The organism is Pedococcus sp. P5_B7, assembly GCF_054049895.1.
Window position 1 is genome coordinate 989,610 of record NZ_JBFULM010000002.1, and the last position, 14,697, is coordinate 1,004,306.

General features: G+C 68.9%; 15 protein-coding genes. 1 reads left to right on the forward strand and 14 read right to left on the reverse strand.

Translation table 11 applies throughout. The features are described from left to right. Positions 1 to 12: 12 nt before the first annotated feature. Genes ACXJKD_RS07600 through ACXJKD_RS07645 form a run of 10 tightly spaced genes read right to left on the reverse strand, consistent with a single transcriptional unit; the run spans position 13 to position 10,308 of the window. Entirely contained in the window at positions 13 to 567 is a 555-nt protein-coding gene (locus ACXJKD_RS07600) for a hypothetical protein (protein WP_457253860.1), read from the reverse strand. Further along, positions 564 to 1,835, reverse strand: a complete 1,272-nt coding sequence (locus tag ACXJKD_RS07605) for an MlaD family protein (protein ID WP_457253862.1) — start codon at positions 1,833 to 1,835, stop codon at positions 564 to 566. Before ACXJKD_RS07605 ends, ACXJKD_RS07600 begins: the two co-directional genes overlap by 4 nt. After that, entirely contained in the window at positions 1,832 to 3,106 is a 1,275-nt protein-coding gene (locus tag ACXJKD_RS07610; RefSeq protein ID WP_457253863.1) for an MCE family protein, read from the reverse strand. Before ACXJKD_RS07610 ends, ACXJKD_RS07605 begins: the two co-directional genes overlap by 4 nt. Continuing rightward, positions 3,103 to 4,365 (reverse strand): MCE family protein, encoded by a 1,263-nt coding sequence (locus tag ACXJKD_RS07615; protein WP_457253864.1) that lies wholly within the window; start codon positions 4,363 to 4,365, stop codon positions 3,103 to 3,105. Before ACXJKD_RS07615 ends, ACXJKD_RS07610 begins: the two co-directional genes overlap by 4 nt. Continuing rightward, positions 4,365 to 5,336: an MCE family protein gene (locus tag ACXJKD_RS07620; protein WP_457253865.1), complete on the reverse strand. Its 972-nt coding sequence runs from the start codon at positions 5,334 to 5,336 to the stop codon at positions 4,365 to 4,367. Before ACXJKD_RS07620 ends, ACXJKD_RS07615 begins: the two co-directional genes overlap by 1 nt. Next, positions 5,333 to 6,382 (reverse strand): MCE family protein, encoded by a 1,050-nt coding sequence (locus ACXJKD_RS07625; protein WP_457253866.1) that lies wholly within the window; start codon positions 6,380 to 6,382, stop codon positions 5,333 to 5,335. The genes ACXJKD_RS07620 and ACXJKD_RS07625 overlap by 4 nt, the downstream gene beginning before the upstream one ends. Next, a complete protein-coding gene (locus ACXJKD_RS07630) occupies positions 6,379 to 7,692 on the reverse strand; it encodes an MCE family protein (RefSeq protein ID WP_457253867.1) in 1,314 nt (437 codons plus the stop codon). The genes ACXJKD_RS07625 and ACXJKD_RS07630 overlap by 4 nt, the downstream gene beginning before the upstream one ends. Before the next feature lie 3 nt (positions 7,693 to 7,695). Beyond that, complete coding sequence (locus ACXJKD_RS07635; protein ID WP_457253868.1) at positions 7,696 to 8,523, reverse strand: MlaE family ABC transporter permease; 828 nt, start codon at positions 8,521 to 8,523, stop codon at positions 7,696 to 7,698. A gap of 16 nt (positions 8,524 to 8,539) precedes the next feature. After that, complete coding sequence (locus ACXJKD_RS07640) at positions 8,540 to 9,310, reverse strand: MlaE family ABC transporter permease (RefSeq protein ID WP_091788887.1); 771 nt, start codon at positions 9,308 to 9,310, stop codon at positions 8,540 to 8,542. Further along, a complete protein-coding gene (locus tag ACXJKD_RS07645; protein WP_457253870.1) occupies positions 9,307 to 10,308 on the reverse strand; it encodes an ABC transporter ATP-binding protein in 1,002 nt (333 codons plus the stop codon). Before ACXJKD_RS07645 ends, ACXJKD_RS07640 begins: the two co-directional genes overlap by 4 nt. A 235-nt stretch (positions 10,309 to 10,543) precedes the next feature. On the opposite strand from ACXJKD_RS07645, the gene ACXJKD_RS07650 reads away from it, so the two are divergent. Continuing rightward, on the forward strand, positions 10,544 to 11,482 hold the full coding sequence (locus ACXJKD_RS07650; protein WP_457253871.1) for a hypothetical protein: 939 nt from the start codon (positions 10,544 to 10,546) through the stop codon (positions 11,480 to 11,482). 148 nt (positions 11,483 to 11,630) lie between these two features. On the opposite strand, the gene rplL is transcribed toward ACXJKD_RS07650, so the two are convergent. The 4 genes from rplL to rplA all read right to left on the reverse strand — a co-directional run bounded on the left by rplL (position 11,631) and on the right by rplA (position 14,672). Then, the gene (gene rplL / locus ACXJKD_RS07655) at positions 11,631 to 12,017 is read right to left on the reverse strand and encodes a 50S ribosomal protein L7/L12 (RefSeq protein ID WP_056924017.1); all 387 of its coding nucleotides are present in this window, start codon (positions 12,015 to 12,017) and stop codon (positions 11,631 to 11,633) included. A gap of 72 nt (positions 12,018 to 12,089) precedes the next feature. Continuing rightward, a complete protein-coding gene (gene rplJ / locus ACXJKD_RS07660) occupies positions 12,090 to 12,764 on the reverse strand; it encodes a 50S ribosomal protein L10 (protein ID WP_457253872.1) in 675 nt (224 codons plus the stop codon). Positions 12,765 to 13,047: 283 nt separating this feature from the next. Next, positions 13,048 to 13,815: a hypothetical protein gene (locus tag ACXJKD_RS07665; RefSeq protein WP_457253873.1), complete on the reverse strand. Its 768-nt coding sequence runs from the start codon at positions 13,813 to 13,815 to the stop codon at positions 13,048 to 13,050. A 137-nt stretch (positions 13,816 to 13,952) separates the two neighbouring features. Continuing rightward, positions 13,953 to 14,672, reverse strand: a complete 720-nt coding sequence (gene rplA / locus ACXJKD_RS07670) for a 50S ribosomal protein L1 (protein WP_056924020.1) — start codon at positions 14,670 to 14,672, stop codon at positions 13,953 to 13,955. Between the last annotated feature and the right edge of the window lie 25 nt (positions 14,673 to 14,697).

A 14,697-nucleotide genomic window follows, 5' to 3' on the forward strand; every position in this document is an offset into this window, starting at 1 on the left:
CGCACTGTGGTCTCAACCGACGAACTCAAGGTTCTCCACCTTCCACTCGTCGCCAACCATCCGCAGGTCGAGCCGCATCCGGTAGGTCTTGGTCTCGCCGTTGGGGACGGCGGTGTTCTTGGTCGGCGCGACCACCCCGACGAGGGCGACGGCCGAGTCCTGGTCACCGGAGACCAGGGCGGCCTCGGTGCGCGCGACGCTCGACTGGGTCTTGTTCGCGACCAGCACCTTGCTCAGGTCGGCGGCCGAGGTCGAGTAGCTCTTGAGGAACTCCCCCGTCGCACCCGCCTTGACCCGCGCCACGTCGGCGTCGACCTGGGTGTAGTCGACGGTGACGAAGTTGATGGCCAGCTGCTTGGCGGCAGCCACGGCAGCGGCGTTGGCCGCCTCGGTCTGCCGCGCGGCATACCAGTCGCGACCGCGGGTCGCCCCGAGCGCGATGCTCGCCACGAGCGCCACGGCCACCACGATCCAGAGCATCCGTGGGGTGAGGCGCAGCGCCTTGACGCGGTCGCCAGGCGTCAGGAGCGCCGGCATCGGGTCGGCAGGGGTGGTGATGGTGCTCATCGAGCAGCCTCCTTCATGATCCACAACCACGAGGACTCGCTGCTCTCACCTCCGGACGGAGGAAGAGGCACCGACACTTGTGGTGTTGCCATGCCCAACGACGCAGCCATCCCCGGGGATACGGGTTGGTCGCCGAAAGCGAAGGGAACGGTCGAGTTCGTGCTCGACGACGGCCCGGGAGCGTTCTGGGCGCCGCGCACGCTGGTGCCGGACCCGCGGGCTGCGGTGCACCGGGCGGCGGTGTTCGCCTTGGCGTCGCTCGTCACGCTCGGGCTGCGCCGCTTCGTGCCCTGGTAGCCCTGGGTGCAGACCGGCGGGTCGTGCGCGAGCGCCAGCCCGAAGTGCGCGGAGCCGTCGCCCGGCACCACCGTGTAGCCACCGGCCACGACGTCGGGGTACGTGACCAGCAGCTGCTGGATCCCGTCGACCCGCGAGGTCGTCACCTGGCCGATGGTGATGAGGTTGGCGAGCAGGGCCGCGAGGTTGCCGCGGTTGTCCCTGACCAGGGTGTCGAGCTCCTTGGAGGCCACCGCGCCCCGGTCGAGGATGAGCCGCAGGTCGCCGTCGGAGGACTTGAGGGTCTCGGACAGGTCGGCGAAGTTGCTCGCGAACACCTTGACGTCGCCGGCGGTGTCGCGCTGGGTGTCCAGCACGATCCGGCCGTCGTCGATCAGCTTGATCGTCTCGGGGAGCGCCTCGGTGGCCGACTTGGTGAGGGCGTCGCCGCTGTCCAGCAGGCGCTGGAGGTCCTCGCCTCCGTCGGCGAAGCCCTTGCCCAGCTCGTCGACGACGGTCGACAGGTCCTGCTTGTCCACCGAGTTCACCGTCTGGTCCAGGTCCAGGAGGAGCGTGTCCACCCGCAACGGGTAGGCCGTGTCCTTGCGCGGGATCGCATCGCCGTCGGCGAGGTCGGGGCCGTTGTCGCTGCGCGGCTGGAAGTCGAGGTACTGCTCCCCCACCGCCGACCGGTTCTCGACGACGACCTTGGTGTCCTTGGGGATCTTCACCCCGCGCTCGAGCTTCGCGTCGACGATGACGCCGTCCTTCGACAGCCGCAGGTCGTCGACCCGTCCGACGGTGACGCCGCGGTAGGAGACCTCCGACCCGACGAAGATGCCGCCGGACTGCTCGAAGTCGGCCGTCACGTGGATCTGTCCACCGGCCACGCGGTCGTAGAGCCCGACGTAGCGCGCGGACAGCAGGGAGACCGTGAACAGGGTGATGAGCAGGAAGGCGACCAGCTGCACCCGTACGGTCCGGCGGATCATGCGGCACCGCCGTAGTAGAGCGAGCGCCACGACTCGTCGGACGACCCGGACTCCTGGGCCGGTGCGCCCAGCGGGCAGCCGACGATCGGCGGGCAGCTGGTGCTGCTGCTGGTCGAGCTGCCGGTGGGCAGGGGGGGCAGTCCGGGCAGCGGCGGGACCGGCGGCAGGGGAAGGCTGGGGGTCCCGGTCGGCAGGCTGGGGCCACCGGGCGGCGTGGTCGGGACCCCGAGGTTGCCGGCGAGGTTCTTCAGGTTCAGGTCCATGTCGACCGACATGTTGGTGAAGTCGCCCTTCATGGCACCCGTCGTCGCGTCGGAGAACGGGTAGGTCAGCAGCAGCTGGAGCGACTTGGGCAGGTCGTCGCCGGCCTTGGTCAGCTGGGCCAGGATCGGGGCGAGCGCCTTGAGGTTCGCCGCCGTGTCGGCCTTGCTCTGCTGGATGACCTGGGTGCCGACCGCTCCGAGCCGGCTGAGCGCCTGGAGCATCTGGACCAGCTGGGTGCGCTGATCGGCCAGGACCTTCAGGCCCTTCGGCAGGGCCTCGAGGGCCGCGGCGATGTCGTCCTTCTGGGCGGCCAGCTTGCCGGCGAGCTTGTCGATGTTGTCGATCGCGCGGACGATCTCGGCCTTCTGGTCGTCGAGCCCGCCGACGAAGGTGTCGAGCTGCTTGATGACGTCCTTGATCTCGGCCTGGTTGCCGCGCATGGCGTTGTTGAGCTCGGACTCGATCACCTTGAGCTGGGCCACCCCGCCACCGTTGAGCAGCAGTGAGAGCGCGCTCAGGACCTCCTCGACCTCGGGGTTGCGACCGGTCCGCGCGAGGGGGATGTTGTCGCCGTCACCGAGGTGGCCCTCGGGCGCCGTCGAGGGCGGAGCCGAGAGCTGGACGTACTTCTCGCCGAGCAGCGAGGTCTGCTTGAGCTCGGCGACCGCGTTGTCCGGCAGGTCGATGTTCTTGGGCAGCCGCAACGTCACCCGCGCCGTCCAGCCGTTCAGCTCGATCTTCTCGACCGAGCCGACCGTCACCTGGTCGACCTTGACCGACGACTGGGGCACGAGGTCGAGCACGTCGGCGAACTCCGCCGTCACGCGGAAGATGTCGCCGCGGTTCGCGGCCCCTCCGGGAAGGGGGAGGTCGAACGCGCCCTGGCACCCCGACACCCCGAGCAGGGTAGAGACGACGACGGCGCCGGACAGGAGGCGGCGGCCCCGCGGCATACCGGTGGCTCGTGGTGCGTGGCTGTTCATCGGGCTGTTCATCGGGCTGTTCATCGGGATCCCTCCAGCAGGCCGCCGAGGGTGGGGTCGGCGCCGCGCATCTGCACCATGCCGGCCGCGGAATCGGTGGGCGTCACGGCGGTTGCGGTCTGCGACTGCGGCAGCGCCGACAGCAGGTCGAGCGGCAGCTTCACGCCGAGCTTGTCGGCCTGGTCGAGGAGGTCCTCGATCGGCTTGAGCGCGCCGCTGACGGTCTTGCACAGGGACGCCGGCTGGCCGCCCTCGGTGATGAAGCTGCAGATCAGGTTCTGGAGCTTGAGGTTCTCGTTGACGTTGGCCCGGGTGTCGAGGGTGCCCGTGTCGGGGTTGTAGGCGTTCTGCAGGTTGCTGATCGCGACCGGGGCGTTGGTCAGCGTCTCGGCGACGGCGTCCCGCTGCTCGGCGATCGTCCCGGTGACCGACGCGAGCTGCTTGAGGTTGGTGGTGAGGCCGGCGCGGTTGTCGTGGACGAACGAGCTGACCTCGCTGAGCGCGACCGCGAGGTTCTTCAGGGCGGCCGCGAGGTCGTCACGCTCGCCGTCGAGCTGCTCGGAGACGTTGGCGAGGTCGCTGTTGAGGCGGCGCACCTGGCTGTCGTTGGTGGCGAGCATCGTGGTGAAGGCCTGGAGGTTCTTCACCGTGCCGAACAGGTCGTTGCGGCCACCGGAGAGGGTCTCCAGGGCCCTGGACAGGTCACGGTTGGTGTCATGCAGCTTCTGGCCCTGGCCGTCGAGGTTCTTGGCGCCCGTGTCGAGCAGGTCGGCGAAGGCCCCGTCCTTGTTGGCCCCCGTCGGGCCGAGCGCGACCAGCAGGTCGTCGAGGCTCGAGGAGATGCGGTCCAGCTCCACCGGCACCGCCGTGTGGTCCAGGCCGATCGTGGCGTTGTCCTTCAGCACCGGGCCGGACGTGTATGCCGGGAGCAGCTGGATGTAGCGGTCGCTCACCAGCGAGGGGGCCACGACGGCCGCCTTGGCGTCCGCGGGCACCTTGTACTTGCGGTCGAACTCGAACTTCACCTCGACCTTGTCGCCCTGTGGCGTCACCTCGGTGACCTTGCCGACCGCGACGCCGAGGATGCGGACGTCGGAGCCCGGGAAGAGCCCGACGGCGCGGGTGAACTCACCGGTGACGTGGACGTTGTCCTGTCGCGGCCAGAAGGCGTAGGCGCCGGCGACGAGGGCGACCACCACGAGGGCGCCGACGACCTTGGGGACCAGCCCGAGCCGCGGAAGTCGCGGCAGGTTCGGCAGGCGCAGGGCGGGCAGGCGCTTCATCAGTTGCCTCCCGGGGAAACGGGGGTCGTGAGGTTCGCGATGTAGGTGTCGAACCAGCGGCCGTTGCCCAGGACGTTGGAGAACAGCCGGGTGAACGGCCCCATCGCGGCGATGGTGTCGCTGAGGTCCTGGTCGTGCTTCTGGAGCACGGCGAGGACCTTCGTCAGCTGGTCGAGCGCCGGCTTGAGCTCGGTGCGGTTGTCGCGCACCAGGCCGGTGATCTGCTGGGCCATCGCCGAGGTGTTGGTGAACAACGTGTGGATGGCATCGCGACGGGCGTTGAGCTCGACCATCAGCAGGTCGGCGTTCTTGATGATCGACTCGACCGCCTTGTTGCGCTGCGCGATCGTGCCGCTGACGGTGTTGGCCGAGGCCAGCAGGTGGCGCAGCTCGTCGTCCCGCGAGGCGATCGTGTTCGAGAGCCGGCTCAGTCCGTCGAGCGCCGCCTTGACGTCCGGCGGGCTGTCCTTGAACTCGGTCGCGAGGGTGGTCAGCGACTTCGCGAGCTGGTCGGTGTCGATCTCCTCCGAGGTCGTGGCGAGGTCGGCGAACGCGTTGACGATGTCGTAGGAGGAGACGGTCCGATCGAGCGGGATCTCGCTGTCCTCCTTCAGCTGGCCGCCACCGGCCGGCTCGAGCGCGAGGTACTTCGCGCCGAGGAGGGTCTTCATCCGCACGCTGGCGCCGGTGCGGGTGCCGAAAGCCACCGGCTCGGTGACCCTGAAGTCGACGAGGACGTGGTTGCCGGCCAGGTCGACCTTCTCGACCTTGCCGACCTTGACTCCGGCGATCCGGACGTCGTCGCCCTTGATGAGGCCACCGGCTTCACTGAAGGCCGCGCGGTAGTGGTCCCCGCCGCCGACGAACGGGATGCTCTGGATGTTGAACGCGAGGAAGAGCACCAGGCCGATGGCCAGCAGGCCGGCGGCACCGATCGGGACGGGGTTGCGCTCACGGAAGGGGATGCTCATGACGAGCACCTCGCTCCGGACAGGCCCGCGGGCTTGTCGACCGGGATCTTGACGGCCGGCGCACCCTTGACCGGCGACGGCACGACGATGGTGCCGCTGAAGTCGCACAGGTAGAAGTTGAACCACGAGCCGTAGGTGGCCGTCCGGGTGATCGTGTTGATCTTGCCCGGCGAGGTCGACAGGAACTTCTCGAAGGTCGCGGTGTTCGATGGCTTGTTGAGGTTGGCGCTGAGGTCGTGCAGGTGCGCGATGTCGGCCTTGATCGAGGGCCGGGTGACCTTGAGCAGGTCAGCGGTCTCGGCGGTCAGCGAGTTGATGTTCGTCAAGGAGGCACCGATCGTGGTGCGGTCGGCGGCCAGGCCCGAGATGAACCGCTGGAGCTGGTCGATCAGCTCCTTGAGGGCGGCGTCGTGGGCGTCCACGGTGCCGAGGACGGTGTTGAGGTTGGAGATCGTGCGGCCGATGACCTCGTCACGGTCGGCCAGGGTCGAGGTCAGGGAGGCGGTCTTGGACAGCAGCGAGTTGATGTTGCCGCCCTCCCCCTGCAGGACGCTGATGATGTTGGTCGACAGCTCGTTCACGTCCTTGGGCGAGAGCGCCGCGAAGAGGGGCTTGAACCCGTTGAACAGCACCGTCAGGTCGAGGGCGGACTGCGTGTGGTCGAGCCCGAGGGTGGCGCCGTCCTTGAGCGGGCTCGCGCCACCGACGTCCTGGGTGAGCGCGATGTAGCGCTCGCCCACGAGGTTGCGGTACTTGATCGTGGCCGTGGTGCCCTGGGTGAGGACGCTGGTCTTCAGCACGTTGAACTCGACCGTCGCGTGCACGCGGTCGGAGGCCACCGCGATCGACTTCACCTCACCGACGCGGACGCCTGCGATGCGCACCTCCTGCCCGTTCGCCAGACCGGTGACGTCCTCGAAGACGGCGCGGTAGGTCGCCTTGTCGCCGAACTGGGTGTTGGCGATGGTGGCCGCGAGAGTGCCGGTGGCGAAGAGGGTCGCCACCACGAAGATGATGAACTTCACGAGGCTGGAGCGGGTGTTCATCGTTGGTTCACCACCGTTCCACGCAGCATCGGGCCGGCGAGGAGCGTCGTGATGGCCGAACGCTTCCCGTCCGCGGAGAGCAGGGCCGCCACGACGTCCTGCTCACCCTCGGTGCCGGCCAGGCCGGAGTCGGCGCCCACGATGCTCTGGCCCGAGGTACCGGAGAACATCGAGGGCAGGGCGCTGCCGGCAGCCGAGCTCGGGTGGTTGGTGCCGTCGTCGAAGTGGTTGCCCCTCCACGGGTTCTCCTGCGTGCCGAAGCGACCAGGCAGTCCCTGACAGCTCGGGCCGCGGCGCTCGCCCCAGCGCGGCTCCTCGCCGGGAACGTACCCGGGGCGCTGCTGGGTGACCTCGAGGGTGATGTGGAAGGTCTTGTCGCGCCAGGCCTCGTCGATCCGGGGGATCCAGTTGGTCATGGCGGTCGCGATGCACGGGTACTGCGGCGAGTACTTCGCCAGCACCTCGACCGTGGGGCGCTGCACGGCCCCGACCCGGATGATCCGCTGGCCGTTGGCATCGAGGAAGTCGGCGGTGGTGTTGGCGAACCCGGCCGTCCCGGCCAGGAAGCCCGACAGCGCGTCCTTCTTCTCGACGATCGTCGTCGAGGTGGTGATCAGCGCCTTCGCGGCGCGCACGAGGTCCGGTGCCGCCACGGCATACGTGCTCGCCAGGTCGGCGAGGCCACTGATGTCGGCCTTGATGACGGGCAGCTTCGGGTTGATCTCCTTGAAGTAGGAGTCCACGAGGACGAGGTTCTGGCCGAGCTGGGTGCCCCGACCCTCCAGGGCAGTGGCCAGCGCGTTGAGCGTGGCGGACAGCTTCTCCGGCTGGACGGTGCGCAGCAACGGCAGGAGGTCCTCGAACACCCGCTCCAGCTCGATCGCCACCGAGGTCCGGTCCTGCCCGATCGTGTCGCCCTTGGCGATGTGGCGACCACTGGCCTCGGTGGGGGCCACGAGGTCGACGAACCGCTCACCGAACAGCGTCTTGGGCAGCAGCCGGGCCGACACGTTGGCAGGGATCAGGTCGACCATCTCCGGCTTCAGCGCGAGCTGCAGGCGGGCGCCCTTGCCGGTGGTCTCGATCGAGCGGACCTCGCCGACGATCAGGCCGCGGATCTTGACGTCGGAGGCGGTCTGCAGCTGCGACCCGATCCGGTCGGTCAGCAGGTTGACCATGACGACGGAGGTGAACCGCTTCTGGAACGACGCGACCGACAGCCCGACGAGCAGGCCGACGACGAGGATGAACCCCACGCCGTAGGCACGGTTGCCCAGGCGTGAGAGTGCTCCAGTGGATGAGTCAGCCATGGTTCAACCCGCGATCCGTACGGTCGTCGTGGCGCCCCACACTGCGAGCGAGAAGAAGAAGTCGACGATGTTGATGGCCACGATCGAGGTCCGCACGGCCTTGCCCACGGCGACGCCCACGCCGGCCGGTCCACCCGACGCGTTGTAGCCGTAGTAGCAGTGGATCAGGATGATCACGACGGCGAACACCATCACCTTGAGGAAGGAGAACAGCACGTCGATCGGCGGCAGGAACAGGTGGAAGTAGTGGTCGTAGGTGCCGGCCGACTGCCCGAAGTAGTGCACGACGATGAAGCGCGTCGCGCCGTAGGACGACAGCAGCCCGAGCACGTAGAGCGGCACGACGGCGACGAAGCCCGCGATCATGCGGGTGGTCACGAGGAACGGCAGCGACGGGACGCCCATCACCTCGAGGGCGTCGACCTCCTCGGAGATCCGCATCGCGCCGAGCTGGGCGGTGAACCCGCAGCCCACGGTGGCCGCGAGGGCCAGCCCGGCGACCAGGGGCGCGATCTCACGGGTGTTGAGGTAGGCCGAGACGAAGCCGGTGAACGCCCCGGTGCCGAGCTGGTTGAGCGAGGAGTAGCCCTGCAGCCCGACCTGGCTGCCGGTGAAGAAGGCGAGGAAGGCGATGACGCCGACGGTGCCGCCGATCACGGAGAGGGCGCCGGAGCCGAGGGAGACCTCGGCGAGGAGGCGCATCACCTCCTTCTTGTAGCGGCGGAGGGTGCGCGGGCTCCAGGCGAGCGAGCGGATGTAGAACCGCATCTGCTCGCCGAGGCTGTCGAGCGCCTCCACGGGGCGACCGGCCAGGTCGAGGACCTTGCTCATCGTCGATGCACCTCCTTCAGATCTTCTGGGGGACGACTTGGAAGTAGACGGCGCTCGCCACGAAGTTCACGACGAACAGGAACATGAAGGTGATGACCACGCTCTGGTTGACGGCGTCGCCGACCCCCTTGGGACCACCGCCGGCCGTCAGGCCCTTGTAGGACGCGACCACCGCGGCGATGAAGCCGAAGATGACCGCCTTGATCTCGCTGGTCCAGAGGTCGGCGAGCTGGGCGAGCGCGGTGAACGACGCGATGTACGCGCCCGGCGTGCCGCCCTGGATGATCACGTTGAAGAAGTAGCCGCCTGCCACGCCGACGACCGACACGAGCCCGTTGAGCAGCAGCGCGACGAGCATGGCCGCGAGCACACGGGGCACGACGAGGCGCTGGATGGGGCTGATGCCGAGCACCTCCATCGCGTCGATCTCCTCGCGGATCTTGCGCGAGCCGAGGTCGGCACAGATGGCGGAGCCACCGGCTCCGGCGATCAGCAGCGCGGTGACGATCGGCGAGGCCTCACGGATGACGGCCAGGACCGACGCGGCACCCGTGAAGGACTGCGCGCCGAGCTGACGGGTCAGGGTGCCGAGCTGGAGGGCGATGACGGCCCCGAACGGGATCGAGACGAGCGCGGTCGGGACGATCGTGACCGAGGCGATGAACCAGCACTGCTGGATGAACTCCTTGGTCTGGAACGGCCGCTTCGGCAGGGCCCGGATGACGTCGAGCACCAGCGCGAAGAGCGACCCGCTCTGGCGCAGCGCACCGATGGCTGGGTTGCTCATGCGACCGTCGCCCCCGCAGGTTCGGTCGGCTCGGAGTAGCGCACCCCGGGAACGCCGGCGTTGTGCGACTGGAACGAGCCGGGCGGCGGGGTGACGCCGTTGTCGCGGCACCACTGGCCCGCGGGACGCTCGCCGCGGCGAGGCGCACCGTCGCTGGTGCCCAGCTGCAGCGGGATCGGCGGCAGCGGCGGCAGCTCCTGGCCGGACCGCGCCTCGGCGGCGAGCTCGTCGGCGTCCTTCTCCTCGGACATGCCGATGGGGCCGATGGTCTGGGCGTTGAGGAACTGGCGCACGACCGGCTCCTCCGAGCTCAGCAGCATCTCGCGCGGCCCGAACATGGCGAGGTGCTTGTGGTAGAGCAGGCCGATGTTGTCCGGCACGGTGCGCGTCGAGTTGATGTCGTGCGTGACGATGAGGAAGGTCGCGTCGATCTGGGCGTTCAGGTCGATGAAGAGCTGGTTGATGTAGGACGTGCGCACCGGGTCGAGGCCGGAGTCGGGCTCGTCGATCAGCAGGATCTCGGGGTCGAGCACCAGGGCGCGGGCGAGGCCGGCGCGCTTGCGCATCCCACCGGAGATCTCGCCGGGCAGCTTGGACTCGGCACCGGTGAGGCCGACCAGGTCCATCTTCTCCAGCACGATGTTCCGGACCTCGGACTCGGACTTCCGGGTGTGCTCGCGCAGGGGGAACGCGACGTTGTCGTACAGGTTCATCGAGCCGAAGAGCGCGCCGTCCTGGAACAGCACCCCGAACAGCTTGCGTACCTCGTAGAGGTCGTTCTCGCGCAGCCGGGTCAGGTCGCGTCCCTCGATCATGATCGAGCCGGCATCCGGCTTGAGCAGCCCGACCAGCGTCTTGAGGAACACCGACTTGCCCGTGCCCGACGGGCCAAGCATCACGGAGATCTCGCCTGCGGGGAGGGTGAGGGAGACGTCGTTCCAGATGACCTGCGACCCAAATCGCTTGGTCAGGCCCTCGACCTTGATCTCAACGCCCACAGCTCACCTCATCGTGAAGTCCACGCCCGTCACTGCTGACAGGCCCCGGTTCGCTTGGCTCAACGAGGGAGGTGGCACGAAGTTACGGTCCGGTATGCCGCGGGCTACCCTCCGAGCGACCCCCGGGATGCCAGCCGCGCGGCATACCCCGCTCTTGGCATCCCACCCGTGCCGCGCCCGGACGTTGTCCACAGGGCCACGGCGGGACAGGGGGGCACTGCGCCAGAGTGAGCCCATGGGAGGGACCCGTCGACGCCGCCTGACCCGGGAAGATCGGGCGATCGCGGCTGCCGAGTTCGCTGGGCACCAAGGCGGGGTGGTGAGCCGGGCCCAGCTCCGCTCCCGGTCCGTGACTCGGGCTGACGTGCGGTCGGAGGTCGGTGCCGGGCGCTGGCACGACGCAGGACGGCACACGGTGGTGGTCGGTGCCGGTCCGTTGACTGCCGAGGCGCAGAGGTGGCGGGCCGTCTGGGAGTCAGGGGCTGGGGCTGCCCTCGACGGGGTGGCGGCACTCATCGCGGCCGGTCTCACCGGTTTCGTCAGCGAACGCATCGACGTGAGCCTGCCCCACGCCAACCGTCACCACCGCGTCGACGGGGTGTGGGTGACGCGGCGCCGCACGATGCCGCGGACGGTGTCGGCAGGGGTCCCCCGCGTCCACCCCGCCACGGCCGTGCTGCACGCCGCCGACTGGGCAACCAGCGATCGGCAGGCAGCACTGCTCCTGTGTCTGGTGGTCCAGCAGCGGTTGGTGCGACCGGCCGACCTCATGGGCGCGTGGAGTCAGGTGGCTCGCTGTCGACGACGGGCCCTCGTGGGAGCCGTCGTCGCAGACCTCTGCGATGGGGTGCACTCGCTGGGTGAGCTCGACTTCGCGAGACTGTGCCGAGGTCGCGGCCTGCCGAACCCCACCCGTCAAGTGGTGCGAACGACGCCCCAGGGCCGGGTCTACCTCGATGTCGCGTGGGAGGACATCAGCCTGGTCGTCGAGATCGACGGTGGCCATCACGCCGCTGCTCTGAACCCGATCGATGACGCGCTCCGCCAGAACGACTTGGTCCTGTCCGGTGAACGGGTCCTTCGCATCCCCGTCATCGGGTTGCGGGTGTCCTCCGACCGCTTCATGGATCAGGTCGCACGGGCTCACGTCGAACTCGCACGGAAGGCAGCCTGAACTGGGCCCGGGATGCCAGCCGCGCGGCATACCCCGCTCTTGGCATCCCATCGATCGCACCGGTGACGCCGGGAACGCGGAAGCGGGCCCGACCGTGTGGTCGGACCCGCTTCGCAGCAGTGCTGGTGCTCCCCGAGGGGAGCTCAGATCACTTGAGGGTGACGGTGGCCCCGGCGCCCTCGAGGGCCTCCTTGGCCTTGTCGGCCGCAGCCTTGTCAACCTTCTCGAGGACGGGCTTGGGGGCGCCGTCGACGAGGTCCTTGGCCTCCTTGAGGCCGAGGGAGGTCAGCGCGCGGACCTCCTTGATGACCTGGATCTTCTTGTCACCAGCGGACTCGAGGACGACGTCGAACTCGTCCTGCTCCTCGACCTCGGCGGCGCCGCCGCCAGCCGGGGCGCCGGCCGCGGCAACGGCCACGGGGGCAGCAGCGGTGACGTTGAAGGTGTCCTCGAACTGCTTCACGAACTCAGAGAGCTCGATGAGGGTCATTTCCTTGAAAGCCTCAAGGAGCTCGTCGGTGGAGAGCTTCGCCATGATGGGCGTCCTTTCTATTTCTTCGTATGCCGTGAGTGGCGGTTTGGTGTGCGAGCTGTGGTCCCGGAGGACTCAGCTCTCGTCGCCACCCTCGGCGACGTCTGCGGTTGCCTCGGCCACGGGGGCCTCGACGGGGGTCTCCTCGGTAACGTCAACTGCCGGAGCTGCCCCGGTGTTGTCGTCCGCAACCTCGGCCTCGGCGGCGGGAGCGGCGGCAGCAGCCACCGGGCCCTCGGCCTCGACCTTGGCACGCAGTGCGTCGACGACCCGAGCGGTCTGCGACAGCGGTGCGGCGAAGAGGTAGACAGCCTGGCTGAGCGACGCCTGAAGGGCACCGGCCAGCTTGGCCAGGAGAACCTCGCGGGACTCGAGGTCCGCGAGCTTCGTGATCTCCGCGGGAGTCAGGGCCTTGCCGTCGAGGACGCCGCCCTTGATCACGAGGAGGGGGTTCGCCTTGGCGAAGTCACGCAGGCCCTTTGCGGCCTCGACCGGGTCACCATCGACGAACGCGATGGCGGACGGTCCGACGAGCTGGCCGTCGAACGCCGTGACTCCGGCGTCCTTGGCAGCAAGCTCGGTGAGCGTGTTCTTCACGACGGCGAAGGTGGCGTTTCCGCGCAGCGAGTTGCGGAGATCGGTGATCTGCTTCACCGACAGCCCGCGGTACTCGGTCAGCACGGCCGCGCCGGAGTTGCGGAACTTGTCCGACAGCTCGGCGATGGCGGCAGCCTTGTCAGCCTTGGCCATGGGGCCTCCCTTCCGTGTGTTCGACCGGCCGGAGGTGAAGGCCCCACATGGAAGAAGCCCCGTGCACAGGGCACGGGGCTCGCACGCGGACAGGCTCTGGGAGCCGGTACTGCGGGTGATTCGTGGCCTGCGCTGGACGTCCACCAGGGTGGAACCTTCGGTCACGTGCTGCCTATTGCGGTGGCGCGTGACAACCGAGCGGTCTTTGGTCAGGGTCCAGCGTACGGGTCGGTGGCCTCCCCTCCAAATCGGGCGGAGCGGCCACCGGACACGGCTCGGTCGATCAGGGGCTGGGCAGCTCGAAGGCGCCGACCTGGTCAGCGGGCGGCGCGCTGATGGACACCGGCTTGCCCCAGCCGCCGAAGGTGATCGTCAGGCTCTGACCCTGGACGTCGACGGTCATCAGGGTCGGGCGGTTCTGCGCGTCGAGGGTGTAGCGCGCCTTGACCGGCTCCGCGGCCGGCCCTCCGGAGCCCGCCGCTCCCCCGAGCAGCGCCTTGGGGTCGATCGTCACGTCGTAGGTGCTGGAGTCGGCGGTGGAGCTCACCACCGTCGCCTTCGAGCCCTCGAGGGCCTTGGCGAGCTGGCGCGGGTCACCCATGTCTCCGGCCATCCCCGCGAACATCTGGCTCACCGGGTCGTCGGCCTTGGGGTCGATCTTGACCCACGGCTTCTTCGACCCCGGGAGGCCCTTCATGTAGATGACCCCGCCGGTGGAGACGATCTGCATCGTCTGCCCCTCGATCGGCATGGTCATCTGCTGCTCCATGGCCCCGCCCTTCATCGAGAAGGAGCCGCTGGCCTTGCCCTCGGTGCCGAGGTCCAGCGAGAGGGTGCCCGACCCGGCCTTGACCATCGCGTCGGTCATCTTGGCGGCGAGCTCGCCGCCGTCGACGGTGGCGCCCGGCGCGAGGCCAGCGGCCGCGGAGCTGGACGAGCTCGAGGACCCGGACGTGGTCGTGGTGCCGGACTCACCACCGCCGTCGCCACAGGCACTGAGCCCGAGCGCGGCGGTCAGTGCCAGCGCGGCGAGCGACTTGGTCTTGGTCACGAGCTCTCCCCCATCGGTGGTGGGCGGCCAGAACGGTGCCGCCTCTCTCGATCGTAACCGCGGTCCCTGGGGAGACGTCGAGAGCCCGCCTCCCCAGGGGGTGGCGGGCTCTCGCGTGGTGCGCTGCGGTGCGGGACTCAGGCGGTGGCCTCGTCCTCGACCAGCAGGTTGCGGGTGCGGGTGTAGTCCAGCGGGATGCCGGGGCCCATCGACGTCGACAGGGTGGCCTTCTCGATGTAGCGGCCCTTGGAGGAGGACGGCTTCAGGCGAAGGATCTCGTCGAGTGCGGTGGCGTAGTTCTCGACGAGCGACTTCTCGTCGAAGGACGCCTTGCCGATGATGAAGTGGAGGTTCGCGTGCTTGTCGACGCGGAACTCGATCTTGCCGCCCTTGATGTCGGTCACGGCCTTGGCCGTGTCCATGGTGACCGTGCCGGTCTTCGGGTTGGGCATGAGACCACGCGGCCCCAGGACCTTGCCGAGCCGACCGACCTTGCCCATCATGTCCGGCGTCGCGACGACGGCGTCGAAGTCGAGCCAGCCGCCGGCCACCTTCTCGAGCAGCTCGTCGGAACCGACGTGGTCGGCGCCGGCCTCACGGGCGGCCTCGGCCTTGTCGCCGTTGGCGAACACCAGAACGCGGGACACCTTGCCCGTGCCGTGCGGGAGGTTGACGGTGCCACGGACCATCTGGTCGGCCTTGCGGGGGTCGACGCCGAGTCGCATGGCGACCTCGACGGTCTCGTCGTACTTGGCCTTCGCCGACGCCTTCGCGAGGCGGACGGCCTCGAGGGGGGCGTAGCTCTTGGTCACGTCGATCTTGTCCGCGGCCTCGCGGTAAGCCTTGCTGCGCTTCATGTCTGCTCCTGTGCTGGGTGTTTCG

Bases quoted from the DNA above. Each gene is read 5' to 3' on its own strand.
- ACXJKD_RS07600 (WP_457253860.1), bottom strand. From the start codon at position 567: ATGAGCACCATCACCACCCCTGCCGACCCGATGCCGGCGCTCCTGACG.
- ACXJKD_RS07605 (WP_457253862.1), bottom strand. From the start codon at position 1,835: ATGATCCGCCGGACCGTACGGGTGCAGCTGGTCGCCTTCCTGCTCATC.
- ACXJKD_RS07610 (WP_457253863.1), bottom strand. From the start codon at position 3,106: ATGAACAGCCCGATGAACAGCCCGATGAACAGCCACGCACCACGAGCC.
- ACXJKD_RS07615 (WP_457253864.1), bottom strand. From the start codon at position 4,365: ATGAAGCGCCTGCCCGCCCTGCGCCTGCCGAACCTGCCGCGACTTCCG.
- ACXJKD_RS07620 (WP_457253865.1), bottom strand. From the start codon at position 5,336: ATGAGCATCCCCTTCCGTGAGCGCAACCCCGTCCCGATCGGTGCCGCC.
- ACXJKD_RS07625 (WP_457253866.1), bottom strand. From the start codon at position 6,382: ATGAACACCCGCTCCAGCCTCGTGAAGTTCATCATCTTCGTGGTGGCG.
- ACXJKD_RS07630 (WP_457253867.1), bottom strand. From the start codon at position 7,692: ATGGCTGACTCATCCACTGGAGCACTCTCACGCCTGGGCAACCGTGCC.
- ACXJKD_RS07635 (WP_457253868.1), bottom strand. From the start codon at position 8,523: ATGAGCAAGGTCCTCGACCTGGCCGGTCGCCCCGTGGAGGCGCTCGAC.
- ACXJKD_RS07640 (WP_091788887.1), bottom strand. From the start codon at position 9,310: ATGAGCAACCCAGCCATCGGTGCGCTGCGCCAGAGCGGGTCGCTCTTC.
- ACXJKD_RS07650 (WP_457253871.1), top strand. From the start codon at position 10,544: ATGGGAGGGACCCGTCGACGCCGCCTGACCCGGGAAGATCGGGCGATC.
- rplL (WP_056924017.1), bottom strand. From the start codon at position 12,017: ATGGCGAAGCTCTCCACCGACGAGCTCCTTGAGGCTTTCAAGGAAATG.
- rplJ (WP_457253872.1), bottom strand. From the start codon at position 12,764: ATGGCCAAGGCTGACAAGGCTGCCGCCATCGCCGAGCTGTCGGACAAG.
- rplA (WP_056924020.1), bottom strand. From the start codon at position 14,672: ATGAAGCGCAGCAAGGCTTACCGCGAGGCCGCGGACAAGATCGACGTG.